The organism is Collinsella aerofaciens (assembly GCF_040910245.1).
In the GTDB taxonomy this organism is placed as follows: domain Bacteria; phylum Actinomycetota; class Coriobacteriia; order Coriobacteriales; family Coriobacteriaceae; genus Collinsella.
Genome location: NZ_JBDGAY010000029.1, coordinates 1 through 24,218 on the forward strand (window position 1 = coordinate 1; position 24,218 = coordinate 24,218).

Genomic DNA, 24,218 nt, shown 5'->3' on the forward strand with positions numbered 1-24,218 from the left:
GGTATCGGGTTCCCACATTCATCCGCACATGTGCGGATGAATGTGGGAGGTGTTCGGTTGAAGTTGATAATCAAGGCTGGCGGGCCGACATCTACCGTTCGCCAGCCCGATGGTCCCCGGGGCGGGGAGAGCGCTATAATGCATTCTGCATCTTGGATTGTTACTCCTGTGTGGAGGCATGCCCAAGAGCAATACAACACGGATTGTTACGTAAGGCATGACCGCAATAGCACTGCTATTGGCTATCATGCCTTTTTCTGTGAGTGTTCTTGAAAGGAGGTTCACCATGCTTGCAATTAAAAAGCTTAACAACAACGCGGTTCTTTGCCGTGACGGACAGGGGCGAGATGTCATCGCCATGGGCAGGGGCGTCGGTTTCGGCGGAGATTTTCCTCGAGAGCTCCCTCTTTCTAAAATCGAGCATACGTTTTACGACATTGATCCTAAAGGACAAGATGTCATGAGGGATCTTCCCTCGGATATCGTGATGTTTGCGGCGAAAGTTATGGACATCGTTGCCAACGAACTGCCCTACGACCTCTCGACCAATGCGACGCTGTTCATGGCTGATCACCTGTCGTTTGCCGTTGCGCGAGCCCAAAAGGGGGTCCGCATCGCGATGCCTCTTGCCTATGAAGTGCGGGAGACGTATCCGAAGGAATACAAGGCTGCCCAGTTTATCGTCATGCGACTCGAGAAGGAGCTCGGAGAGCGGCTTCCCAAGGATGAGATTGCCAGTATTGCGATGAATCTCGTGAACGCACGGGTTGTTGAAGCCGTCAAAGCCACGGCCGAGCCCGCAAAGCAGTTCGACGATATGCTCGAGGACGTTATCGAGATTCTCGAAAGCGATTTCCGCATTATTGTCGACCGCGATTCCTTTGATTTCACCCGCTTCGCCACGCATCTGCGGTACCTGTTCAAGCGCATTCAAGCCGGCGAGTCGCTGAACAGCGCCAACATGCAGATGTACAAGAACTTTCGTGAGGAGTTTCCGCAGTTGGCAGAGTGCGTGAAGCATATCGGTTCCTATTGTCGTGAAACGTGGGACGCCACGCTCTCCGAGGAGGAGGAACTCTATCTGATGATCCATCTCAACCGGATCATCTCCAAAAAAGGATTGTAACCCGTAGCCATTCGGGGCATGACCTTTGCCGATTCGAACAGTAAGCCAAGATTGTGCAAAGGAGCCAATGATGGCAAATTACAAAAAGGTGGCAGAGCAGATTCTCTCCACTGTGGGCGGGGCGGAAAACGTGGCTTCGGTTACGCATTGCATGACGCGCCTGCGCTTCAACCTCAAGGATGAAAGCCTCTCGAATGATGAGAAGCTTGAGGACATCTCGTCTATCATCAGCGTCGTGCACGCCGGAGGGCAGGTGCAGCTGGTGGTCGGGCCCACGGTCGACAAGGTCTACGACGAGGTTTGTAAGCAGGGCGGATTCGAGGTCACGGTATCGATTGACGAGGAACTCGATGGCCCTCAGCTTAGCTGGAAGGAGCGCTTGGCGCCCAAGCACCTCTTCAATCAGCTGCTCGATGCCGTGAGCGGCGCTATCACCCCGATCCTTCCGATCTTTTGTGTCGCCGGTATCTTCAAGATGCTCGTTATTCTGTTTGGGCCCGAAGGCGCCGGTTTTATGTCCGAAACGAGCGACCTGTATCGGATCCTTTCCCTGGTGGGCGATGCGGCGTATTACTACTTCCCGGTGTTTGCCGCCTATAGCTCGGCTAAGAAGTTCAAAACGAGTCCTGTGCTGGCACTGCTCATCGCTGTTGTGATGATTTATCCCGACATGCTCGCTATTGTTGAGGACGGAAAGCCTTTCAGCGTCTTCGGCATCCCCATGCAGCTCGTCAACTACACCCAGGCTGTTCTTCCGGTCATCTTGATCACCTGGGCCCAGTCCTATGTTGAGCGCTTCTTTAAGAAGATCTCGCCTGATATGTTGCGCATTCTGATCGTACCCGTGGGTACGGTGCTCGTGATGTTGCCGGTCGCGCTGTGCCTCTGCGGCCCTGCCGTCCAATTTGTCATGGGCCTTGTGGCCGATTTCATCATTTGGCTCGCCTCTGTTGCCGGTCCCGCTGCGACCGCGGTTATCGGCGCATTCTGGAATCTGATCATCGCCACCGGCATGCACGTGCCGATCTATACCGCCATATTGCCCGCCGCGCTCCAGAACGGTTACGACGCCATCTTATACCCCGGCACCGCGGTTGTAGCCTACACCACGCTTGCCATCGCGCTCGCCTATGGCCTGCGCGCTAAGGGCAAGGAGAGTCGAGCCACGGGCTGGAACTTGTTCATCACCTATGCCTTCGGTCGCGTGAGTGAGCCCATCATCTACGGCATCCTGTTTCGCGACAAGAAGGCTCTTGCCTGGAACATGATTGGTGGTGCTGTCGGTGGTCTGCTGGTAAGCCTTCTTCATGCCAACGTCTATATCTTCACTGGCGTTGGTTTCCCATGGATGAACGTGCTCATGTTTGCTCAGGATATCATCCCTGGCACCATCGGGTGTCTTGCTGGCGGTGCCGTGACGTTTGCGTTGGCGATGATTTTTGGATTTGAAGGACAGGAGAAGATGCCGTTGAAGTCCAAGAGCGGCGATTCTGAGGCCGTTGAATCCGTCGAGGCATAAGAGGCTACTACACAAATATGCTCCCCAGCCGTTGCGCGGTCCGACCCCTTGGCCGCGCAACGGTACTGTGCTGTTGCGCGGCACTTGCCGAGTCCGTTGCGTTCGACAGTGTGGGCCGGGAATTTGATAGAAAGGACGACACCATAATGTTTAGAGAAGATTTTTTATGGGGCGGGGCTCTGGCTGCAAACCAGTGCGAGGGAGGATGGAACGAAGGCGGTCGCGGTTTAGCCAATTCCGACATGCTGCCGTTTGGCGATCAACGCATGGACGTCATGCGGGGAGACCTTGATCCGCGTGCGTTGGCACCCGACAGCTTCTATCCCGCTCGCAAGGGCATTGATTTTTACCATAGGTACAAGCAGGATATTGAACTGTTTGCCCAGATGGGTTTTAAATGCCTGCGCTTATCAATCGCCTGGAGCCGCATTTTTCCCAAAGGAGACGAAGCCGAGCCCAATGAAGAAGGCCTTGCCTTTTACGAGGATGTTTTTAGGACGTGTCGCGCGCATGACATTGAGCCTTTGGTGACGCTCAACCACTATGATGTCCCCATGCATCTCGTCGATGCGTATGGCGGATGGCGCGATCGCAGGTTGGTCGACCTGTTCGAGCGATATTCGCGTACCGTGTTCGAGCGCTATCGGGGATTGGTCAATTATTGGCTGACCTTTAACGAGATCAACATCATGACGCAGGCGTGCTTTATGGCGGCGGGGATCATCTTCGAGCAAGGGGAGAATCGCTATGCAACGGTTCACACGGCCGTGCACCATGTATTGGTTGCGAGCGCCCGTGCGGTCGGGGCGTGTCGTGAACTGTGCCCTGGGGCGAAGATCGGTTGCATGCTCAACGCAGGTGTCTTCTATCCGGCTACATGTGATCCGGACGATGTGCTGGCTGCGCAGGCTGAGAATCGCAGCCATTACATGTTTACCGACGTCCAGGTGCGCGGTGCGTACCCGAGCTATGTTCTCAAGGAATACGCCCGCCATGGTTTTGAGGTGCCCTATCGGGATGATGACCGCGAAGTACTGGCTGCAAACCTGGTCGATTTCGTCTCGTTTTCGTATTACTCGACGCGCGTCGCAAAAGCGCATGCGGAAGGTCAGTTCGATTCGAACCTTCTTCGCTCGGCGCCTAATCCGTATCTAAAACAGGAGCCTTGGGGGAGGTTTATCGACCCCAAAGGGCTGCGCGTCACCATGAATGAAATCTGGGATCGCTATCAAAAGCCGCTGTTCATCGTCGAAAACGGTTTGGGTGCTCCTGATGTGCCGGAAGATTCGGGTGAAATAGAAGACGACTATCGAGTTGAATACCTGCGGGCCCACATCGAAGCGATGAGGGAGACCGTCGAGCTCGACGGGGTGGAACTCATGGGATATACCTGTTGGGGCCCGATCGATTTGGTTTCGGTCGCCACAGGACAGATGCGTAAGCGCTACGGGTTTATCTATGTCGATCGAGACGATAGCGGTGCGGGCTCGTTTGAGAGACGTAAAAAGAAAAGCTTCGAATGGTACCGACGCGTAATAGCAAGCAATGGCGAAGACCTTGCGTAATAACGTTAAGATGGACAAATGCGCCCGTTGGGGGAATAGTCGTGCCACTTCGCTTGACAACAGGCTAAACTAGCTATTAAACATTTACTATTCTGTTTAGATTGAATTTGCGGTCGTTTATTTGCCGAGCCATCGAGTTGCGATGCTCCGCCACGGCCGTTGCTAGGGGGAACAATGGCCAAAGCAAGTGTTCGCGAGATCAGCCGCATCACCGGTTTTTCGCCTGCGACCGTGTCCAACGCGCTCAACCGCAAGCGCAGCGTGAGTGAGGAGACCGCCAAGGTCATCCTGGAGTGCGCGCAATCGCTTGGCTACCAGCAGTCGACGCAGCTCGAGAGCATTCAGTTTGTGCTCGCGCGCAAGACGGGCGCCATTTTGGACGAGAGCACCTTTCATCCCGCGGTTATTGAGGGCGTGGAGCGCCAGGCGCGTCGTCACGGTATGAGCACGAGCTTTGTCTCGCTCGACTTTAGCGACTTGGACGCCGTGCGTCCGCAGGTCGAGGGCCTGATCGCCGATCCATCCGCCGCTATCGTGCTGATGGGTACCGAGCTGGGTGAGGAAGACTATGCCTTGTTCGCCAACGCTGCCGCCCACTTGATCGTGCTCGATGGCTGGAGCGATCGTCAGTACTTCGATGCCGTAGTCATTGCCAACACCGACTCGGTGCTGCGCGCCGTGGACTACCTTATCGAGAAGGGTCACAAGCAAATCGGCTATCTGGCAGGCGACCTTCGCATCCGCAACTTTAAGGATCGCGAGCGCGGCTATCGCCAAGCGCTTGAGGATGCGGACCTTGAGGCCAACCCGACATGGCGCGTCACACTGGGCACCACGCTCGAAGGTGCTTATCGCGACATGGGCGCATGGCTCGACAGCGTCTCGCGCGACGACCTGCCGACGGCTTTCTTTGCCGAAAACGACGTGCTCGCCGTAGGCGCCATGCGCGCGCTGAACGAGCACGGCATACGTGTCCCCGAGGATGTCTCAATCATCGGCTTTGACGATCTGTCTTTGGGCGCCTTCTCCAATCCGCCGCTCACCACGGTGCACGTTCCCAAGCACGAGGTGGGCGAGATCGCGGTGCGCCGCCTGGTGGGCAACATCCGCAATCCCAAGAGCTATACCTGCAAGACGGCCGTGTCGACCTATTTTGTCGAGCGCCAAAGCGTGCGCGAAATCTAGGCAAAGGCAACGCTAGGCCGTAGGGAGGCAAAGCTCGCTAAGGCAGCCATACATAACGCTACTAAGAGAGGGTCCTTCGGGGCCCTCTTTTTGATGCCCTTGTATGTTCAGTTTGTTTACATACCGTTTAGGCTGATTTCTCTACCGTCTACGGGTATTTCGCGTTAAACTTCTAAACAGTAGAGTAAAACATTTAGTAAACAGAACAAAACGAAACATGCGTCTGTTTACTGAACATGTGATTAGGGGAGGACGTACATGGACAAGATCAAGCTCGGCTTTGTGCCCACGCGCCGCAGTATCTTTAGCGCGCCGGACGCAATCAAGTATCGCGGCCTGACGGCTGATCGCCTGCGCGAGATCGGCGTCGACATCGTGGATATCGACGACATCAATGACGAGGGCCTGCTGTTCGACGACAGCCATATCGAGCCTATCGTGAAGAAGTTCCGCGCCGAGGGCGTCGATGGCATTATGCTGTGCCACGCCAACTTTGGCACCGAGTACGTTTGCGCTCGCCTTGCCCGCGAGCTCGGTCTACCCGTACTGCTGTGGGGTCCGCGCGACGAGCGCCCCGAGCCCGACGGCACACGCCTGCGCGATAGCCAGTGCGGCCTGTTCGCCACCGGCAAGGTCCTGCGCCGCTTCCAGGTTCCCTTCACCTACATGACCAACTGCCGCCTGACCGACCCCGAGTTCGAGCGCGGCGTTTGGGACTTTTTGGCCGTTTGCAACGTGGTCAAGACCTTCAAGCACACCCGCATCCTGCAGATGGCCACCCGTCCATTCGACTTCTGGTCGACCATGTGCAACGAGGGCGAGCTGCTCGAGAAGTTCAACATCCAGCTTTCGCCTATCCCCATGACCGAACTTGTCCAGGCTGTGCGCGACGCCCAGGCCGACGAGCAGGCCATGGCCGCCATGCTTGCCCACATCAACGACAGCTTTGAGATCTGCATCCCCGAGGACAAGGTCCCCGCGGTCGCCGGTCTTGCCATCGCCATGAAGCGCTTGGTCGAGAAGTATGGCTGCAACGCCGGTGCCATTCAGTGCTGGAACGCTCTGCAGGACGAGCTGGGCATTATGCCCTGCGCCGCCAACGCCATCCTCAACGAGATGGGCATTCCTATCGTATGCGAGACCGATATCCACGGCGCCATCACCGCGCTGATGGTCGAGGCCGCCGACCTGGGCCGTCACCGCGGCATGTTCGCCGACTGGACCGTGCGCCATCCCGATAACGAGAACGGCGAGCTGCTGCAGCATTGCGGCCCCTGGCCCTGCAGCTGCGCGGCCGTCAAGCCCAAGCTCACCTACCCGCTGGCTTTCGATCACCCCGGCGCGCTGACGGCCGAGGCCAAGCACGGCGACCTCACCCTTGCCCGCTTTGACGGTGACAACGGCGAGTACTCGCTGCTACTGGGCAACGCCCGCGGCATCGACGGCCCGGCCGGCATGGGCACCTACCTGTGGGTCGAGGTCGACAACCTCAAGCGCCTCGAAGCCAAGATCGTCGAGGGCCCCTACATCCACCACTGCGTCGCTATTCACGCCAACGTGGTGCCGGTGCTCTACGAGGCGTGCAAGTACATCGGCATTGCCCCCGACCTGTACGACCCCATCGAAGAAGACGTTAAAGCCTACCTGCGAGGAGAGTAGAAATGGCAACTATCGAAGAGCTTGAGTCCCTGCGTTGGGACCTTCGCCGCGATTGCGTCGATATCATCATGGCTGGCGCCGGCGGCCACATCGGCGGCGACATGTCGGTGATCGACGCCCTCATGACCCTCTATGCCAACCACCTCAACATTTCGCCCGAGACCGTCGACGATCCCAACCGCGACCGCTTCGTGCTTTCCAAGGGCCACGCTATGGAGGCCTACTACGCGGTGCTCTGCCACGAGGGCTATCTTGACCTCGACGACGTCAAGGCCCGCTTCTCCAAGTTCGGCAGCCCCTACATCGGCCACCCCAACAACAAGCTCAAGGGCATCGAAATGAACTCGGGCTCGCTGGGTCACGGCCTGCCCGTGGCCGTGGGCATGGCGCTCGCCGGCAAGATGGACGGCCGCGATTACCGCGTCTACACCATCATGGGCGATGGTGAGCTTGCCGAGGGCTCGGTCTGGGAGGGCGCCATGAGCGGCGGCAACTACCAGCTCGATAATCTGTGCGCGCTCGTGGACCGCAACCGCCTGCAGATCAGCGGCAGCACCGAGGACGTTATGAAGCAGGACTCGCAGGAGGAGCGCTGGGCCGCCTTCGGCTGGAACGTGCTCTCTATTCCGGGCAACGACGTCCGGGCCATCGACGCCGCGCTGACGCTTGCGGCCGAGACCTGCGGCAAGCCCACGGTCATCATCCTCAACACGGTGAAGGGCTACGGCTCGCCCGTTATGGAGGACAAGGCCGCCTGGCATCATCACCTGCCTAACGATGAGGAATATGCCCAGATCATCGCCGATTTCGCTGCCCATAAGGAGGCCATCAATGGCTAACAAGATCGCCAATCGCAAGGTTATCTGCGACACGCTGCTCGAGGCCGCGAAGACCGATAAGGATATCGTCGTCCTGTGCTCCGATTCCCGCGGCTCCGCATCGCTCACGCCGTTCTTTGATCAGTATCCCCAGCAGTCCGTCGAGGTCGGCATTGCCGAGCAGGACCTGGTGAGCATCGCCGCCGGCATGGCTTCGTGCGGCAAGAAGGCCTGGGCCGCCTCGCCGGCGTCCTTTGTGACCACGCGCTCGTATGAGCAGTGCAAGGTCGACGTCTCGTACTCCAACACCAACGTCAAGCTCATCGGCATCTCGGGCGGCGTGTCCTACGGCGCCTTGGGCATGAGCCATCACTCCGCGCAGGATATCGCCGCCATGAGCGCGATTCCCAACATGCGCGTGTATCTGCCGAGCGACCGCTTCCAGACCGCCGAGCTCGTGCGGGCCCTGGTCGCCGACAACAAGCCGGCCTACATCCGCGTGGGCCGCAACCCGGTCGAGGACGTGTACGCCGAGGGCGAGTGCCCGTTCCAGATGGATCGCGCCACCTGGGTACGCCGCGGCACCGATGTAACGCTCGTCGCTACCGGCGAGATGGTCCGCCATGCCGTGGACGCTGCCGACCTGCTGGCCGAGCAGGGCATCTCGGCAACGGTGCTCGACATGTACTGCGTCAAGCCGCTTGACGCCGAGGCCGTGATTGAGGCTGCCGGTGCCACGCGCGCCGTCGTGACTGTCGAGGAGCACAGTCCCTTCGGCGGCTTGGGCTCTATGGTCGCGCAGGTTGTGGGCGAGCATTGCCCGCGTCCGGTCAAGTGCCTCTCCCTGCCCGACGCGCCGGTCATCACCGGCACGAGCCCCGAGGTCTTTGCACACTACGGCCTGACGGGTGCCGGAATCGCGCAGACCGTCGCCGAATTCCTGCCCACAGAGTAACTGGAATGTGACAAAGGGACCGTCCCTTTGTCACATTCGTTTTGAAAGGGGTGGCCATGGGCCGCTACATCATCGGAATCGATCAGTCCACGCAGGGCACCAAGGCGCTGCTGGTAGACGAGGGCGGCCATCTGATTCATCGTGCCGACCGCTCGCATCGCCAGATTGTCAACGAAGCCGGCTGGGTGAGCCATGATCCGGCCGAGATTGCCACCAATGTGCTGGCCGTGGCGCGTGCCGTGGTGGAGGAGACCGGGGTCAATCCGGCCGACGTCGCCGGCATCGGCATCTCCAACCAGCGCGAGACCACCGTTGCATGGAACCGCACGACGGGCGAGCCGCTGTGCGACGCCGTGGTGTGGCAGTGCGCCCGCGCCCGCGAGCTGTGCGACGAGTTGACCGCGCGCGAGGGTGTGGCCGAGCTGGTGCGCGACACGACGGGTCTGGTGCTCTCGCCCTACTATCCGGCGGGCAAGATGGCCTGGATCCTTGCGAACGTTCCCGCTGCTGCCGAGGCCGCGGCGGCAGGCGAGCTGTGCCTGGGCACCATCGATGCCTGGGTGGTCTGGACGCTCACGGGCGGCGCGGAGTTTCGCTGCGACTGGTCCAATGCCAGCCGCACGCAGCTCTTTGACCTGCGCCGTGGCTGCTGGAGCGAGCCGGTGTGCGAGGCCTTTGGCGTCGACGTGGCCTGCCTGCCGCAGGTGACCGATTCCGATGGCCTGTTCGGCATGACGGATCTGGGCGGCTTTTTGCCAGCGCCCGTGCCCATTCACGGCGTGCTGGGCGACAGCCACTCGGCCTTGTTCGCGCAGGGCTGCCACAGCCGCGGTATGGCCAAGGCGACCTATGGCACCGGCAGCTCGGTCATGATGAACGTCGGCGACGAGTTCGTTGCCAGCTCGCACGGGCTTTCGAGCTCGCTCGCATGGCGTATGGACGGCGTGACCGAGTACGTGCTCGAGGGCAACGTGAGCTACGCCGGTGCTGTCAAGACGTGGCTGCGCGACGATCTGGAGCTCATCAATAACCCCGAGGAAGTTACCGACCTGTGCTACGCTGCCAATCCGGCGAGCCGCGTCTACTTTGTGCCGGCGTTTACCGGTTTGGGCGCGCCGCACTGGGCGAGTGACGCCGAGGGCTGCGTCTTTGGCATGACGCGTACCACGGGTCGCGCGGAGTTCGTGAAGGCCGCCGACGAGTCGATCGCCTATCAGATCTTTGACGTGATCGATGCGATGGTCGAGGATTCGGGCGCGGTGCTGTCCGAGCTTCGCGTTGACGGTGGTCCCACGCGCGATGCGTACCTGATGCAGTTTGAGAGCGACTTGGTTGGCTCGCCTATCCGCATCGCGAGCAACGACGAGATGAGCGGCCTGGGTGCGGCCTGGGCCTGCGGCATTGCGCTGGGCATGTACACGCGCGATGTCGTCGACGTCTATGGGGCCCGCGGCATCGTGGAGCCTGCCATGACCGCCGACGAGCGCGCCAAAAAGATCGCCGGCTGGCGCCACGCCGTGAAATCAACGATTGCCTACACTGCCTAGCATGGTTTTTCTGGGACGGGGATTAAAAAATCATTGGTCCTCGTCCCAGGTAGTCAATTTGGGACGGGGCTTTTTTGACTGGTATGATTGGTGCGACCATTCGAACCAGCTAAAAGAGCCCCGTCCCAAATTGACTACCGAGAGGATCTGCTATGGAGCGCATTGCGAGCTTTTCCGTTGACCATCTGCTGCTTGAGCCCGGCGTGTATGTGAGCCGCATCGACCGCGATCCGGCAACCGGTGCTGCCGTCACCACGTTTGACCTGCGCCTGACCACGCCCAACAAGGAGCCGGTCATGAACACCGCCGAGTGCCACACCATTGAGCACCTGGGCGCGACGTTCCTTCGCAATCATGCCGAGTGGTCGAGCCGTATTGTCTACTTTGGGCCCATGGGCTGCCGCACGGGCTTTTACCTCGTCGTGTTTGGCGAGGTGACGAGCGAGGAGATTCTGCCGCTCGTGCGTGAGCTGTTCGAGTTTGTCGCCGGCTTTGAGGGCGATGTCCCCGGTGCCGCTCCCGAGGAGTGCGGCAACTACCTGGACCAAAACCTCCCCATGGCAAACTGGCTCGCACGCCGCTATCTCGACCGTGACCTGGCCGATATCGATGAGAAGCACCTGCACTATCAGCAGGCTTAAGGGCTTTATCGTCCAAAACGCGCGCATTGGACGCCTTCGCTTATGCGGGGGCGCCTTTTTGTTTATTGGTCGGGACGAGCGTTCAAAATCGCTCATGTTTGTTCTAGAATGTTCGTATAGTCACATTTACGAACAGGAGTGAACATGCATATCTACTCTGTCAATGATCCCGAGTTCAAGCCCTATGGCAACGTTTGGGATAACGTTCCGTCCGAGCTCACGTCGCCCGTGCTCGAGGCGCTTTCTGCCACGCCCATTCCCGAGGGCAGCAAGTACGTAGCAAGTGCGCCGGAGCTCGAGGGCGTCAAGGATGCCGATAAACTGGGCTTTCTCATGTTTGGCGGTCGTCCCTTCCAGCTGGGCTGGTGCAACGGCCACAATACACGACTTAACTGCCTGGAGTATCATCGCGCCAGCGAATTCAACCTGGGCGCTCGCGACTTTATCCTGCTTGTGGCGCATCGCTGGGAGATCGAGGACGGCAAGCTCGACACCGCGTGCGTCAAGGCGTTCCGCGTGCCGGCGGGTACGGTTGTCGAGGTCTTCAACACTACGCTGCACTACACGCCCTGCATGGTCGACGACGGCGGCTTCCAGGTGATGGTGGCGCTGCCGGCGGGCACCAACGGCCCACGCCCCGAGGCTGCATCCGACATGCCCGCGGCCGGCGATAGCTACTGCTACTGGAAGGCCGACAAGTGGGTCCTCTGCCACGCCGACAGCCCCAAGGCAGCCGAAGGCGGCTACGTAGGCCTCATCGGCAAGAACCTCGACATCACCGTGGACTAGAGCCTTCTTTCTCGATCTGTAACATCTAGCGGGCTAAATCGTCTCTACCTGTTACAGATCGAGACAAACCGTAGAGGGCCGCCCGAAAAATCTCGATCTGTAACACCAGGCCCGATTTTGGCTGTCTAACTGTTACAGATTGAGACAAACCGGGCCCAAGCCACCACAAAGGTGCCTGTCCCCTTTGTGGCGGCTTGGACAGGCGGGTATCAAAAAGTGTCAGACGGGGCGGCTGCCGGGCACCTGCGCGCGAAAAGAAGTATCGGCCTGCGCCGTTGCCGTTGAGCGGTACCCCGTTTGCAGGGATACTGAGCCTATGACAACAGCGTGCGAAAGGATTGATGCATGGCTTTCCGTAATGACTTCCTGTGGGGCGGCGCGACGGCTGCCAACCAGTGCGAGGGCGCCTACAACGTGGACGGCCGCGGCCTTGCCAACGTGGACGTGGCTCCGCACGGCCCCGAGCGCTATGCGGTGGTCTCCGGCCAGCGCAAGATGCTCGACTTCGAGGACGGCTATTACTATCCTGCGCAGACCGGCATCGATTTCTATCACCACTACAAAGAGGACATCGCTCTCTTTGCCGAGATGGGCTTTAAGACCTTCCGCATGAGTCTGGCGTGGACCCGCATCTTCCCCAACGGTGACGAGGCCGAGCCCAACGAGGCCGGTCTGGCCTTCTACGAGGACGTATTCCGCGAGTGTCAGGCGCACGGCATCGAGCCGCTTGTGACCATCACGCACTTCGACTGCCCGATTCACCTCATCAAGGAGTACGGCGGCTGGCGCAACCGCAAGCTCATCGACTTCTACAAGAACCTCGCGACCACGATCTTCACCCGCTACAAGGGTCTGGTGAAGTATTGGCTTACCTTCAACGAGATCAATATGATCTTGCACCTGCCGTTTATGGGTGCCGGTCTGGTCTTTGAGGAGGGCGAGAACAAGGAGGCCGTCGAGTACCTGGCCGCCCACAACGAGCTCGTCGCCAGCGCTTGGGCAACCAAGATCGCTCACGAGATCGATCCTGAGATCAAGATCGGCTGCATGCTCGCCGCAGGTAGCTACTATCCCTACAGCTGCCGTCCGGGCGATGTGCGCCAGGCGCAGCTCGATAACCAGGACAACTACTTCTTCGTCGACGTCCAGAGCCGCGGCTACTACCCTGCCTATGCCGTCAAGAAGCTCGAGCGCTTGGGCATCGATGTGGGCATGACGGACGAGGACCGCGAGATCCTGGCCGCCAACACCGTCGACTTCATCAGCTTTAGCTACTACAGCACCCGCTGCTCTGCCGGTGCCGATAACCCCGATGTCGAGCGCACCCAGGGCAACGCCTTCGCCGGCGCCAGGAATCCCTACCTGCAGGAGAGCCAGTGGGGCTGGGCCATCGATCCGCTGGGCTTCCGCATCACCCTTAACGACCTGTACGACCGTTATCAGAAGCCGCTGTTTGTAGTCGAGAACGGTCTGGGCGCCAAGGATGTTGTCGAGGAGGATGGCTCCATCAACGATGACTACCGTATCGACTACCTGCGCCAGCATATTGCCGCGATGCGTGATGCTGTGACCGAGGACGGCGTTGATCTGCTGGGCTACACCACCTGGGGCCCGATCGACCTGGTGTCTGCCGGCACGGGCGAGATGTCCAAGCGCTACGGCTTTATCTATGTGGACCGCGACGACGCCGGCAACGGCACCCTCAAGCGTTCCAAGAAGAAGAGCTTCGACTGGTACAAGAAGGTTATTGCTTCTAATGGTGAGGACCTGTCCTAAGGAAGCTGAGATACTCGACCTCAGAGTCTCCTAACCAAGGCGCCCGGCGAGCAGTTGATGTTCGCCGGGCGCCTTGCCGTCTGCGGATTTTGGGACATGCGGCCCGCTTTTTCGATCCATCTGTCGGTACACTAAAGGGACTATGAGTACCCGCGAGCGACATATCGGCCACGCGGCCGCCCGGACCGCGCCGGTTGCGGATCCCAGGGGTGGCAGGCTCTTCGCCATGCCGCGATTCCTTGTTGGCATAACACATCAGGTGTACCGTCATCGCGTCTTTGCTATCGCCGGCGCCATCACCGCGCTGTTCCTCATGCTTTTGGCGGTCTTGCCGGCGCTGTTCGCCTTCGACCCCAAACTTTCTAACGCCGTGCCCGCCTATAGCAAGGTGTCCGAAGGGGTCGTGGATGCGCTCGCCCATTCGAGCTCTCTCCCGCTGCTTGTCGCCGCAATTGTATTTTCGATCTGGGGCGTATCGGTCTATCTGCGCTGTTTGGACTATGTGTTGCGTCGCCGCCTTGTGGCCATCGCCACCATCTGCGCCCTGTGGATGATCGAAGTCATTCTCAAGTACAAGTCGTTCACGCCGTTCTATGCCACCGTGCTGTGGTACCTGTACTACGTGCCCATGACGCTCATTCCGCTGCTCTGCCAGCTCTGCGGCCTGCGCCTTGCGGGCCTGGAGCAACACCGCCTGGGTCGCCGCTACTGCGCTGCGCTGTGGATTGCGGCCATCCTGCTTATCGGATTTGTGCTCACCAACGATTTTCATCAGCAGGTCTTCCGCTTTGACCGTACAAGCGACACCTGGAGTAACGATTACACGTACGGCTGGGGTTATTTTGTCGTTCTCGTGTGGACGGTCTTCGACTTCGTGGCCTTTTTTATCCTGGTTGGTCGGTCCTCGTCCTTTCGCATCCAGCGTTTCTCGGGCACGGCGGCGCTCGTACTGCTGGGTGGCGCATTCTTTGCCGTCTCGTATGCGTTGCGCGTGCCCTGGGCATGGAGGCTCAACTTTTCGCTCGTCTATTGCGTCCTGTGCGTGGTGGCGATGGAAATCTGTCTCGATTGCGGTGTCATTCCGTCGTATCACGACATCGCCGGCATCTTCGACACCTTGCCGCTCGACCTCAAAGTCCTAACGCGCGACCTGCAGGAGGTCTATGCCACGCCAGTGTCAAAGCCAATGCCGGTAGGCGTGCGCGAGGAGTTGCGGATCCAGGAGCACGGCCGCGCCCATGCCTTTGCCGTGGCGTCCGATCCCAATGTGATGTACCGTGCCTTTCCGCTGCTGGGTGGATCGGCGCTGCTTGCCCAAGACGTGTCGGAGCTCAACGAGCTTAACCGTGAACTGGCACATCGTCGAATGGAGCTGCAGCGTCAAAACGAGCTGCTCGCCGCCGACTACGACCTTAAGACGCATTTGGCAGATCAAGAGGCCGAGACCTTGCTGGTCCAAGACGTGGACCAGGCGCTTGCCCGCGCGCTCGAAGAGATGTACGACCTGCTGGGCTCGCTGCCACCGTTGACCGACGAAGCGTCTTCGCACGAGCGCTACCGCATGCTGCAGCGCGCCAAGATGCTCGTCGCCTATTGCAAGCGCAAGGGGTCGCTCACGTTGGCACAGCACGGGGAGAGCGGTTTTGATCGCGACCGCATTCAGCTCATCGCCAACGAGCTCGCAAGTGACCTGCGCACGATCGATGTCGATTGCGCCTCGATTATCGCCATACGGCGCCCGTTGCACGCCAGTACGGTAAGCGCCCTGTACGACTGCGTGTATGACTTTGCGTTTTTTGCCTACACCACCGACCATCCGGCGCTTATGTATCACTTGGGCGACCATGACCGATGCAGTGTCGAGCTGCGCGCCACGCTTTTTTCCAACGATGATGAAGATCTTTCGCAGACGCCCGCTGCGCAAGAGCTCGAAAGCGCTTTGCAAGGGCGCAACGTGGCATATCGCCTTGAGGGCGAGCCCGGCCAGCTGCGCATGATCGTCTTGATGCCGAGGGCGGGTGAGTGACGATGCAGATTTCGCTCATCCTTCCCCAAATCGTTGCGCTCGATGTTGTCTTTGCCCTGACTGCGTGTCTGCAGACGATCCACGTCCCGCTCATCGCATCGCGCCGTTCGTCCTATAACCGTAAGGTGATTTGCGCCTACGAGGCGAGTCTTGTGCTTCACCTGATGATTTCGGCGCTCATCTTATTCGCGTCGTCTGGCTCGTATCTGGTGGCGCCGCTTGACGTTTGCGCCAGGGCAATGGGCGGAGCGTTGTGGCTCAATGCCGCAATCTTTGCTTATGGCGTGGTACTTATGGTGCACTATCGTCGCCTCGTCATGCTGGTCGAACTGTTGCTTGTTGTCGCCGTTACACCACCGGTGGTTTTTGCCATGGGCTCGGCGTGGACCGTTGTCCTTATCGCAGAGGGAGCGTTCTTCCTGTTCCGCTCCATCGCGGCGCTCTTGATGGACGTCCGTAACCGCCAGGAAGATATCACCATGTTCTCGACGATCGAGACCATCAACGTGATTCCCGTGGGCATCCTGTATCTAGATCCGAGGGGCCGTCCGCTGCTCATGAACCGCTGCATGCGCAAAAACCTGGTGGAACTTCATATGCCTACCGATCTGCGTGACATGAGCAGCACATGGAACGACCTGCGCAAACTTAGCATGCAAATGCCTGAAAGCAGTAGGAACCGTGTGCGGATTAATCTGGACCGCTTTGGTGAGGCGCGTGCGGTGGTCGAGATCTCTCCTTCCGAGATTCGCCTATTTGTGCACGACGAGGTTATGGTTTCGGGCCGCCTCTTTGAGCGCATTATCGGCCTGGACGTGACGGAATACGCGCATGCCCACGACCGCCTGGCGCAAGCCAATCACCTGCTTGAGCTTGCGGGCAAAGAACTCCAGGCCCAGATCGAAGAAGTCAAAAAAGTTGCCGACAATGCGGCCTACCTGCGCATGCGTGCCCGCGTGCACGACGTGATCGGGCAGCGCCTGTCCATCCTCCATCGCTATTTGGAGGAGGGGCGTCTGGACGATGAGTCGCTCGAGCAGGTTGACCCGTTGCTGCGCTCAATCGCCGCCGATTTGCGCAGTGGCGGTGCCAGCGAGCCTGCAGAGCAGCTGGGCGATATCGTCCATGCTTTTGGCCTGGTGAGTGTACAGATCGATGTTGAGGGCGCGCTGCCTGAGAACGCGCGTGTCGCCGCCGCATTTTTGCAGATTATCCGCGAGGCCTCGACCAATGCCACCAAGCATGCGCAGGCGCATCGGGTCCACGTGCGTCTGTGGCAGGAGGGGGCGGATGCTGGAGCCGTCGCGCGCATGACGATTTCTAACGACGGGTCCCCGGCCCCCGTATCGTATCGCGAGGGAACGGGTATCCCTGGCATGAGGCATGTCGCACAGAATCTGGGCGGCAACCTTGAGGTCCATGCCGCCCCACCCTTTACGCTTGCGGTATCCATTCCGCTTAACGCCAACGACGCGTCCCAAAGGAGAAACTCATGATCCGCGTGTTAATTGTCGAAGATCAGGCCATCCTGCGCGAAAGCCTGGCGCGCTCCGTTGGCGACCAGCCCGATATGACCGTTGTTTCCGCCATCGCCGATGCCTCCGAGGCCTTGGGTGTCGCGCTCAGGGAGCGCCCGGACATGATACTGATGGACGTATGCACCGAACATGATTCCAACGGCATCGTGGCGGCGGCGCGCATCAAGGAGCAGCTGCCCGAGTGTCGCATCATTATCATGACCGGCATGCCCGAGATCACCTTTGTCGATCAGGCCCGCGAGGCGGGCGTCGATAGCTTTGTGTACAAGAACGTCGGTATCGACGAGCTGTTCGCCGTGATGCGCTCCACGCTGGCGGGCTATTGCACGTTTCCCAAGCCGCCCGAGAGCATTTTTTCGGGCACGGCGGCACTCGACGATGTTGAGCTGTCGATTTTGCGCCTTGCCTGCGAGGGCAAGAGCCGCCGCGAGATCGCGGCCGAGCTGTTTATGAGCGAGGGCACCATCAAGCGCCGCATCTCGGAGATCCTAAGCAAGACCGGCTACGACAACATCATGCGCCTTGCCGTGCATGCGGTGACCGAGGGCAGCATCGTTCCCAACATGGAGCGCTAGCGCTCGTTACGCATCGGCATAAAGCGGCGGGGCCGCAGGATTATCTCCTGCGGCCCCGCCTGACATGTGCGCGGATGTGTCCGCCAACCGCGGCTGATGTTACGTGCCGTTACGCGATGGTTGCGCTGTAGGAGGCGACGTCCTCGTAGGAATCGGTCAGGTAGGCGTCGATGCCGATGGTCGTGTTGACCAGGTCGTCAAGGCTGTCAAGCTCGCCGCTCGAGAACGTGAATTCCTCGGTGGCGTTGGTGCCGGGCATCAGGTGAGCCGAGAACCAGGGTTCCTTCATGGTGCCGTTGACGTTGGTCTTGCCGGAAGGAGCGTAGAAGGTCAGGTCCTTGTCGCTCTTGTTGGTGATGTTGACGACAAAGCCGATGTCGCCCCAGTCGTCCTTGAACTTTTCGGTGATGGTGATGGTGCACAGGTCGTCATCGGCGACGGTGACGGCGGGGGAGATTTCGATGCTCTGGACGTCGTCGTCTTCGACGGCCTCATCGATCTCCTCTTCCTTCTCGGCGTTCTCGCGATCCTTCTTCACCGTACCGGACAGATCCTTGTCGGACTTCGTAAAGATAATCTTGTCGCCGTCCACCTCCAGGACGAGCTTGTCGTCCTTGAGCTTCAGGTCGTGCGACTCATCTTCGGCGGTAATCGTTACGGTGGTGGCGTCCTTGGCCTCCCATTTCAGGTCGGCGACCTCAAGGAACATGTCGAGGACGCCCGTGCCGTCTTCGTCGAGGATCAGGATACAGTTGAGGCCCCACTCCTTGAGCATCTTCATGTACTCATCGGTCAGCTCTTCGCCCTCCACGGTTCCGCCCGAGAGTTCCCAGCTGCCGACGAAGTTGGCCTTGGGGTCTTTGCCGCCGCCGCTGCAGCCCGTCAGGGCAAAGGCGAGCGCCAAGATGCATGTCAGGAATGCGAGTACGGACTTTTTGAACGTTGTCTTCATGGTGTCCTCCTTTATCGAACGAAACCCATAGAAGCAAATGCGGGGGTGGCGGAACCCCCGCCAATTACCAGATAGAGGGATTAGGGCCTAGGCGTTCCGCAGTTGCTGCAGAACTTGCCGCCGTTTTCGCTACCGCAGTTGGGGCAGAACCACTTGGCCGGTGCCGGGGCGGGTGCGGGGCTGCCGCACTCGGAGCAGAACTTGCCGGTGTTGGTGGCGCCGCAGCTGCAGGTCCATGCGCCGGCCGCAGGTGCGGCAGCGGGTGCCGGTGCCGGGGCGGGTGCCGGAGCCGGTTGCGGGGCGGCCTGCTGCTGCGCCTGGCCGGCGGCGAACAGCTGGCTGGCATTCATGCCGCCCATGCCGCCTGCCATGCCCATGCCCATAAAGCCGGCCATCGCGCCGTTGGGGTTGGCGGCTGCCGCGCGCATCGCGTCGCTCTGAGCGCTGGCGATGTTGGCGGCCGCCATGGTGGGATCGCGCATGACCGCGGCCTTCTGCAGGTCCTTGATCATCTGCTCGTCTTCTTGCGAGGCGGCGATGGAATTGACGCCAAAGCTCACGATCTCGACACCACGCAGGTCACGCCAGTCGGCAGAGAGAACCTCGTTGAGTGCGCGGGCGAGCTCGGTGGTGTGACCGGGGATGGCGCTGTAGCGAATGCCCATCTCCGAGATCTTGGCAAAGGCGGGCTGCAGGGCGGTGAGCAGCTCTGACTTAAGCTGGCTGTCGATCTTATCGCGCGTGTAGCTATCGGTCACGTTGCCGCACACATTGGTGTAGAACAGCAGCGGGTTGGTGATGCGGTACGAATACTCGCCGTTGCAACGAACGGAAATGTCGACGTCCAGACCGATATTGTTATCGACCACGCGGAAGGGCACAGGCGAGGCGGTACCGTACTTGTTGCCGATGATCTCCTTGGTGTTGATGAAGTAGACACGCTGGTCTTTGCCCGCGTCGCCGCCAAAGGTAAAGCGGCTGCCGATATTGGCGAACGTCTCCTTGATGGAGTCGCCCAGGTTGCCGCTAAAGACGCTCGGCTCGCTGCCGGTGTCAAAGACAAACTCGCCAGGCTCCAGCGCGACCTCGATGATCTTGCCGTTTTGCACCACGAGCATGCCCTGGCCGTCGTTGACGGCGATGACGGAGCCGTTGGAGATGACGTTGTCCTCGCCGCGCGTGTTGGAGCTGCGGCCGCCGGTGCGCTTGCTGCCCTTGCAGGCCAAGACGTCAGCGGGCATCGATTCGCAATAGATAAATTCTTTCCACTGGTCGGCCATGACGCCGCCGGCAGCACCCAATCCAGCTTTCAAGAGTCCCATGGTGATCTTCCTTTCTCGTCAAAGGCCGGGTGGTATTGGTCAGAATGGCTAATCGTCCTTGTTGTCCTTCATGACAACGGTGGTCTCGGTGTGGCTGAAGGTGTCGTGCTTCTCGGTCAGGTCGAGCTCGCCGCAGTAACAATCGGCGTGGATGGCCTCGTTGGCCGTCTTGAGCTGGCCCACCAGCAGCACGTCCGCGATGATTACGATGATCAGCGGCGCGACGATGTTGATGAGGATGCCCTCGACATCAAAGGCGAGGTAGTCCGGATCGAAGGCGTTCTCTCCCATAAAGAGAATCTGGGAGAGGACAAACCCGATCACAAAGAACAGCACCGAGGCGATGGCGAGCTTGGGCTTGGAGCAGGGGAGCTCGCCGACCATGCGACCGGTCTGTCCGTTCATGGCAAACAGATAGCTCTTGCCGTTCCACGAGGTAGAGAGCATCCACACGGGGAACAGGGCATAATCGCTTTCTTCCCAGGTGTAGTCGAGCTGCTTGTTTTCGACCGTGGCGTCGTCGTACTCGTCGACGACGGTCTCGCGCAGGGCCGAAATCGTGCTCTCCTCCATGCGGCGCTCGGCACGCGCCTTGCAGGTCTCGCAATCCTCGTCGTAGCGGTTGGCGATGTAGCCGGGCATATACGCGACCGAGAACGGGCGCAGCGCGTCGTAGTCAAACGGCTCGATGGCGTCCATATGGCCGTCGGGCATCTTGGACGATCCGTCGACGGGCACGCGCTCAAACGAGATATTGCCCTTACGGTAGGCGTCGTAGTGGTCGGTGGTCGTGACGGTGCGGTCGGATTCCTCGGTTACGGTCTCGTTGGTCGCGTCAAAGCACACTTCGCCGTCAACGCGGGCGCCGTAGAGCCAAAACGGCACGTAGACACCTTGGACTTCGTCGATATGGTTGCCGGTGACAAAGCTCTTGGGCAGCAGGATCTTGCCCTTGTAGTGGTCTTTGAGCGCGGCCATAACGTCATCGCGTCCGAGCTTAAACGGAATCACCAGGTCGGGTGAGAAGTCGCCCGAGAGCTGACCGGGTGCTACGGCGGAGTTGCCGCAGTACGGGCAGGTGGTGACGGCGACGGTGCCGTCCGAGACCAGCTCGGCACCGCACGACGAGCAGATGTAGCCGGCGTTTTGAGCCAGCTCCTGCACGGCATCGTCGACAGCAGGCTTGGGGGCCGCGGCTGCCGCATCGGCTTTGGCATCGGCCTTGTCCTGGCGCTCGCGATAGAGGGCCTCGACTTCTTCGACTTCAAAACGCGAATCGCAGTAGTCGCAGACGAGCTTTTGCTCGGCGCTGGCAAAGTGAAGGGGGCCGCCACACGCGGGGCACTGATAGTTGACGCTTTCGAAGGCCATGATCGGTCCTTTCGCTGCCGGAGGCTATGCGCCGATGGCGCCGCCGCAGTATTCGCAGCGCCCGCTGGCATCGGGAATGGTGGTTGCACCGCAGAAGGGGCAGGTGACCGCGGTCTTGGGGGCCTTAGCGGCCACGACGCTGTCGCGCGTTTCCTGGCGCAGCTGCACCAGCGCGTCGCGGACCTCGGTTGCCTGGCGCTTAGCCTCGCGGTATTCGATGGAACCGCGCTGATCGATGGTGGAGTCGTTCACGCGCAGGTTGATCTCGGTAAAGTACGGCGTGTTGACGTGGATGGTCAGATTGAAGTCGTAATCCAGGTCGTAGCGCGGTGGGTTGTAGCTCTCGCGCTCGCCGTCCTTGGTCTCGCGATAGATTTCGGTGCGATGCTCGTCGATATCCATATCGCAGCCGAGTACCTGTGAGAACTCGATGATGTCGGGATTGGCATCGCACCAGCGGCTCTGCGAGGTAATGATCAGCAGGCCCGCGTCTTCGTCGAGCATGATGTTGGTGCGCCCGGCAGAGAGCGTGCGTGTGGGGTTGAACGACGCCAGACGCTCGGCATTGGCCTCGCGGTAGGCGAGTTGCTCGCGGATATCGTCCGCGGTGCTGGAGCGCCAACCACTAAAGAAGGGGGAGAGCTTGCCGGCGCACTCTTTGCACAGGTAGCCTTCGTTGATCTTGGTCTTTCCCAAAAGTCCCAGCTCGGTACCGCAAATCGCGCACTCTTTCTTCTCGAACATCTTGTCAAAGAAGCCCATGGTTGCCTCCCATCAACAGGTAGCGTGTGTCACTTTTGATGATGGGGGAGCGCACGATCTTTCACGATACCCAGACGGCTCAAGAGGTCTCCACAACTGGGACACATGGCCCATTTTTCATCCCCAAATAACTTGCGGTGAAATAGTTCCTAAATGGCGGCCTTAGAAGGCCAAACAGGAACTATTCCACCGCAACTTCTGGGTAGTCATCGGGGACGTTCTTAAATGAGTGGCAGTTGGGGGCACTCCATGTCGAATGTGGGTGTCGCCGCTTACTACGCGACGGTGATGGCGACTTGGGCGTAGCGGGTGCAGGGGCGCTCGGTGCGCGTCTGCACGCTGAGGGTGAGCACGAAGCGGTCACCGGGCTGCGCATCGGCGGGCACGGTGAACGTGGCGTCCGCCGCGCATTCCTGCCACAGCGACAGGTCTTGGGCACCTGCATAGCTCGTTGGTCCCATGGCGACATCCCAATGCGCATCGAAGCCCTTGCCATCGGGGTCGACGATGGTCGCTGCAAGAGCAACGCGCTCACCGGCTGTGGCGCTGCGGTCGTCCATGACCTCGGCAACATACGCCGGATGCGAACAGGCCGCGGGCTCGTGGGCACACCACTGCGCGCGGGCGGCGAAGTCCTCCTGATAGGCGCGCAGATAGGGATTAGGATTGCCATCGACGGGCGTGCCTATGGCGGCAAAGCCGGCAGGCGCATCTGAGTCGGGATGCCCGTCCAAAAACATGCGGCCGAGTAACGTGTCAAAGCCGCGGTCGTCAGCCCCGCGCAGGCCAAACGGCAGCAGCGGGATATAGGTCATTGAGTCGCCTTCGGCCATAAAGTCGCCGCGCTCAAACTGCATCGCAGGCATGCCCTCCAGGCCCCAGTCCAAGCGCGCATGCTTGCCAAACTGAAAGCGCTCGGGCTCGTTTTCGTACACCTTGCCATCGCCATAGAGCATATAGCGCGCCATAAGGGGACCGTTGCCCTGCGTGAGATTCTGTTCGGGCCAGGGAGCCTGGAACAGCGGCAGTGTATCGGGCTGAGCCATCTTGGCATCGACATAGCCGCCATACATATAGGGCACACACCAAAAGATGAGATCGGGGAAGAGCTCATGCCCATGGTCGAGCCAAGAATTGTCCTGCCCCACGCCATCGGCAACGCCCATCACGCGCACCTTCTGATAGACACGCTGCTGCACAGAAGGCCATTCGGGCGTATCACGATAGCGCTCAGCAATGCTCATGAGCGCACGAACAATGGTATTCATGCCGCCCCAGCTGAGCAGCCAAAGCGTACGCGGGTCATCATCCAAGATTGCCTGAGCAATCACGCGCGAACCCTCAGTCTCCTCACGCACATCGCCCTCAAAGGCAACGTTGCCCACAAAGGTACGCTCAATCATCTGAGCCGGCGAAGGAAACGGCGGCTCACCGGCAGCGGCCGCATTAGCCTGCAGCTGAGGCCAAGCCTGGGCATATTCATTGCTCCAGAGGCTCTCGATCCAATGCTCAGGAAACGGTCGATACTCACGAAGCTCCCCAGCCGTGGGATCAGGTTCATGGGGCACAACATTCCACTCATAAGAGCGACGCCCTTTAGTCCGCCAATGCGGATTCACCTCGCCGAGCGTATGGACGCCATCCCCAAGAAAGTGATACTGCGAAGCCGTATACACCACAGCCTGCACATCAAGCAAGTTAAGATACAGAGCCAAATGAACGAGCGAGTTCATATCATCGACTTCCATATCAGTAGTAACAATCACCCGAGTCAACTTCTGGGACATAGGAACAGCTCCAATCAAAATCAATTTAGCCAGTTACGCGCAAGGCAAGACGGGACCCACGCCCTCACCGCCACCGACCCGGCGTGCTGCCGGAAGCGCCCGGCCAGCGTTTCGAACAACGTTAACTTAGGGGGCCCTGACCTTTAGTTTTGTAAACATTCCGCAGCGCGGGCCCCGCTTATCCGATGCTCCGAAGGAGCAGGATAAGCGGGGCTCAGGCGCGAGGACGTTTACAAAACTAAAGGTCAGGGCCCCCGATGGGATGGTTACCTCGAAACTCTGGCCGACCACTCCCAGCAGCCCAC

At 59.8% G+C, this 24,218-nt stretch carries 19 protein-coding genes; 14 read left to right on the forward strand and 5 right to left on the reverse strand.

From position 1 onward, the window contains the following. Positions 1-286 precede the first annotated feature (286 nt). From AB5Z20_RS09085 to AB5Z20_RS09150, 14 genes are all read left to right on the forward strand, one after another. A complete protein-coding gene (locus tag AB5Z20_RS09085; protein WP_229030469.1) occupies positions 287-1,126 on the forward strand; it encodes a PRD domain-containing protein in 840 nt (279 codons plus the stop codon). 70 nt (positions 1,127-1,196) lie between these two features. Next, a complete protein-coding gene (locus AB5Z20_RS09090; RefSeq protein ID WP_271740368.1) occupies positions 1,197-2,645 on the forward strand; it encodes a PTS transporter subunit EIIC in 1,449 nt (482 codons plus the stop codon). 146 nt (positions 2,646-2,791) lie between these two features. Beyond that, entirely contained in the window at positions 2,792-4,210 is a 1,419-nt protein-coding gene (locus AB5Z20_RS09095; protein WP_368157048.1) for a 6-phospho-beta-glucosidase, read from the forward strand. A gap of 174 nt (positions 4,211-4,384) precedes the next feature. Further along, a complete protein-coding gene (locus tag AB5Z20_RS09100) occupies positions 4,385-5,395 on the forward strand; it encodes a LacI family DNA-binding transcriptional regulator (RefSeq protein WP_055252157.1) in 1,011 nt (336 codons plus the stop codon). Between the two features lie 258 nt (positions 5,396-5,653). Then, positions 5,654-7,054 (forward strand): L-fucose/L-arabinose isomerase family protein, encoded by a 1,401-nt coding sequence (locus AB5Z20_RS09105; RefSeq protein WP_195535695.1) that lies wholly within the window; start codon positions 5,654-5,656, stop codon positions 7,052-7,054. Between the two features lie 2 nt (positions 7,055-7,056). Further along, on the forward strand, positions 7,057-7,893 hold the full coding sequence (locus AB5Z20_RS09110; RefSeq protein WP_199576976.1) for a transketolase: 837 nt from the start codon (positions 7,057-7,059) through the stop codon (positions 7,891-7,893). Next, positions 7,886-8,827 (forward strand): transketolase family protein, encoded by a 942-nt coding sequence (locus tag AB5Z20_RS09115; RefSeq protein WP_329738858.1) that lies wholly within the window; start codon positions 7,886-7,888, stop codon positions 8,825-8,827. The genes AB5Z20_RS09110 and AB5Z20_RS09115 overlap by 8 nt, the downstream gene beginning before the upstream one ends. 56 nt (positions 8,828-8,883) lie before the next feature. Next, complete coding sequence (locus AB5Z20_RS09120; protein WP_368157050.1) at positions 8,884-10,374, forward strand: FGGY family carbohydrate kinase; 1,491 nt, start codon at positions 8,884-8,886, stop codon at positions 10,372-10,374. Between the two features lie 152 nt (positions 10,375-10,526). After that, positions 10,527-11,015 carry an S-ribosylhomocysteine lyase gene (locus AB5Z20_RS09125; protein ID WP_117770240.1) on the forward strand — a complete coding sequence of 163 codons (489 nt, stop codon included), beginning with the start codon at positions 10,527-10,529 and terminating at the stop codon, positions 11,013-11,015. A gap of 144 nt (positions 11,016-11,159) precedes the next feature. After that, the gene (locus tag AB5Z20_RS09130) at positions 11,160-11,804 is read left to right on the forward strand and encodes a DUF4867 family protein (RefSeq protein ID WP_368157051.1); all 645 of its coding nucleotides are present in this window, start codon (positions 11,160-11,162) and stop codon (positions 11,802-11,804) included. Positions 11,805-12,149: 345 nt separating this feature from the next. Further along, a complete protein-coding gene (locus tag AB5Z20_RS09135; protein ID WP_329738861.1) occupies positions 12,150-13,580 on the forward strand; it encodes a 6-phospho-beta-glucosidase in 1,431 nt (476 codons plus the stop codon). 226 nt (positions 13,581-13,806) lie between these two features. Then, positions 13,807-15,606, forward strand: a complete 1,800-nt coding sequence (locus tag AB5Z20_RS09140) for a histidine kinase N-terminal 7TM domain-containing protein (protein WP_368157053.1) — start codon at positions 13,807-13,809, stop codon at positions 15,604-15,606. Continuing rightward, a complete protein-coding gene (locus AB5Z20_RS09145; protein ID WP_368157055.1) occupies positions 15,603-17,102 on the forward strand; it encodes a sensor histidine kinase in 1,500 nt (499 codons plus the stop codon). The genes AB5Z20_RS09140 and AB5Z20_RS09145 overlap by 4 nt, the downstream gene beginning before the upstream one ends. Then, on the forward strand, positions 17,099-17,719 hold the full coding sequence (locus AB5Z20_RS09150) for a response regulator transcription factor (RefSeq protein WP_195363254.1): 621 nt from the start codon (positions 17,099-17,101) through the stop codon (positions 17,717-17,719). The genes AB5Z20_RS09145 and AB5Z20_RS09150 overlap by 4 nt, the downstream gene beginning before the upstream one ends. Before the next feature lie 109 nt (positions 17,720-17,828). Here AB5Z20_RS09150 and AB5Z20_RS09155 read toward each other — a convergent pair whose 3' ends face one another. The 5 genes from AB5Z20_RS09155 to AB5Z20_RS09175 all read right to left on the reverse strand — a co-directional run bounded on the left by AB5Z20_RS09155 (position 17,829) and on the right by AB5Z20_RS09175 (position 23,913). After that, positions 17,829-18,671 carry a hypothetical protein gene (locus AB5Z20_RS09155; protein ID WP_368157056.1) on the reverse strand — a complete coding sequence of 281 codons (843 nt, stop codon included), beginning with the start codon at positions 18,669-18,671 and terminating at the stop codon, positions 17,829-17,831. A gap of 80 nt (positions 18,672-18,751) precedes the next feature. After that, positions 18,752-19,993, reverse strand: coding sequence for an SPFH domain-containing protein (locus AB5Z20_RS09160; protein WP_117763324.1), 1,242 nt, complete (start codon positions 19,991-19,993; stop codon positions 18,752-18,754). 48 nt (positions 19,994-20,041) lie between these two features. Further along, complete coding sequence (locus AB5Z20_RS09165; RefSeq protein ID WP_368157057.1) at positions 20,042-21,364, reverse strand: hypothetical protein; 1,323 nt, start codon at positions 21,362-21,364, stop codon at positions 20,042-20,044. 24 nt (positions 21,365-21,388) lie between these two features. Beyond that, complete coding sequence (locus tag AB5Z20_RS09170; RefSeq protein WP_368157059.1) at positions 21,389-22,126, reverse strand: DUF4428 domain-containing protein; 738 nt, start codon at positions 22,124-22,126, stop codon at positions 21,389-21,391. Positions 22,127-22,401: 275 nt separating this feature from the next. Beyond that, positions 22,402-23,913, reverse strand: a complete 1,512-nt coding sequence (locus tag AB5Z20_RS09175) for a nucleoside hydrolase-like domain-containing protein (protein WP_368157061.1) — start codon at positions 23,911-23,913, stop codon at positions 22,402-22,404. Positions 23,914-24,218: the final 305 nt, after the last annotated feature.

Coding starts and splice junctions, on each gene's coding strand:
- AB5Z20_RS09085 (WP_229030469.1), top strand. CDS start 287: ATGCTTGCAATTAAAAAGCTTAACAACAACGCGGTTCTTTGCCGTGAC.
- AB5Z20_RS09090 (WP_271740368.1), top strand. CDS start 1,197: ATGGCAAATTACAAAAAGGTGGCAGAGCAGATTCTCTCCACTGTGGGC.
- AB5Z20_RS09095 (WP_368157048.1), top strand. CDS start 2,792: ATGTTTAGAGAAGATTTTTTATGGGGCGGGGCTCTGGCTGCAAACCAG.
- AB5Z20_RS09100 (WP_055252157.1), top strand. CDS start 4,385: ATGGCCAAAGCAAGTGTTCGCGAGATCAGCCGCATCACCGGTTTTTCG.
- AB5Z20_RS09105 (WP_195535695.1), top strand. CDS start 5,654: ATGGACAAGATCAAGCTCGGCTTTGTGCCCACGCGCCGCAGTATCTTT.
- AB5Z20_RS09110 (WP_199576976.1), top strand. CDS start 7,057: ATGGCAACTATCGAAGAGCTTGAGTCCCTGCGTTGGGACCTTCGCCGC.
- AB5Z20_RS09115 (WP_329738858.1), top strand. CDS start 7,886: ATGGCTAACAAGATCGCCAATCGCAAGGTTATCTGCGACACGCTGCTC.
- AB5Z20_RS09120 (WP_368157050.1), top strand. CDS start 8,884: ATGGGCCGCTACATCATCGGAATCGATCAGTCCACGCAGGGCACCAAG.
- AB5Z20_RS09125 (WP_117770240.1), top strand. CDS start 10,527: ATGGAGCGCATTGCGAGCTTTTCCGTTGACCATCTGCTGCTTGAGCCC.
- AB5Z20_RS09130 (WP_368157051.1), top strand. CDS start 11,160: ATGCATATCTACTCTGTCAATGATCCCGAGTTCAAGCCCTATGGCAAC.
- AB5Z20_RS09135 (WP_329738861.1), top strand. CDS start 12,150: ATGGCTTTCCGTAATGACTTCCTGTGGGGCGGCGCGACGGCTGCCAAC.
- AB5Z20_RS09140 (WP_368157053.1), top strand. CDS start 13,807: ATGCCGCGATTCCTTGTTGGCATAACACATCAGGTGTACCGTCATCGC.
- AB5Z20_RS09150 (WP_195363254.1), top strand. CDS start 17,099: ATGATCCGCGTGTTAATTGTCGAAGATCAGGCCATCCTGCGCGAAAGC.
- AB5Z20_RS09155 (WP_368157056.1), bottom strand. CDS start 18,671: ATGAAGACAACGTTCAAAAAGTCCGTACTCGCATTCCTGACATGCATC.
- AB5Z20_RS09160 (WP_117763324.1), bottom strand. CDS start 19,993: ATGGGACTCTTGAAAGCTGGATTGGGTGCTGCCGGCGGCGTCATGGCC.
- AB5Z20_RS09165 (WP_368157057.1), bottom strand. CDS start 21,364: ATGGCCTTCGAAAGCGTCAACTATCAGTGCCCCGCGTGTGGCGGCCCC.
- AB5Z20_RS09170 (WP_368157059.1), bottom strand. CDS start 22,126: ATGGGCTTCTTTGACAAGATGTTCGAGAAGAAAGAGTGCGCGATTTGC.
- AB5Z20_RS09175 (WP_368157061.1), bottom strand. CDS start 23,913: ATGTCCCAGAAGTTGACTCGGGTGATTGTTACTACTGATATGGAAGTC.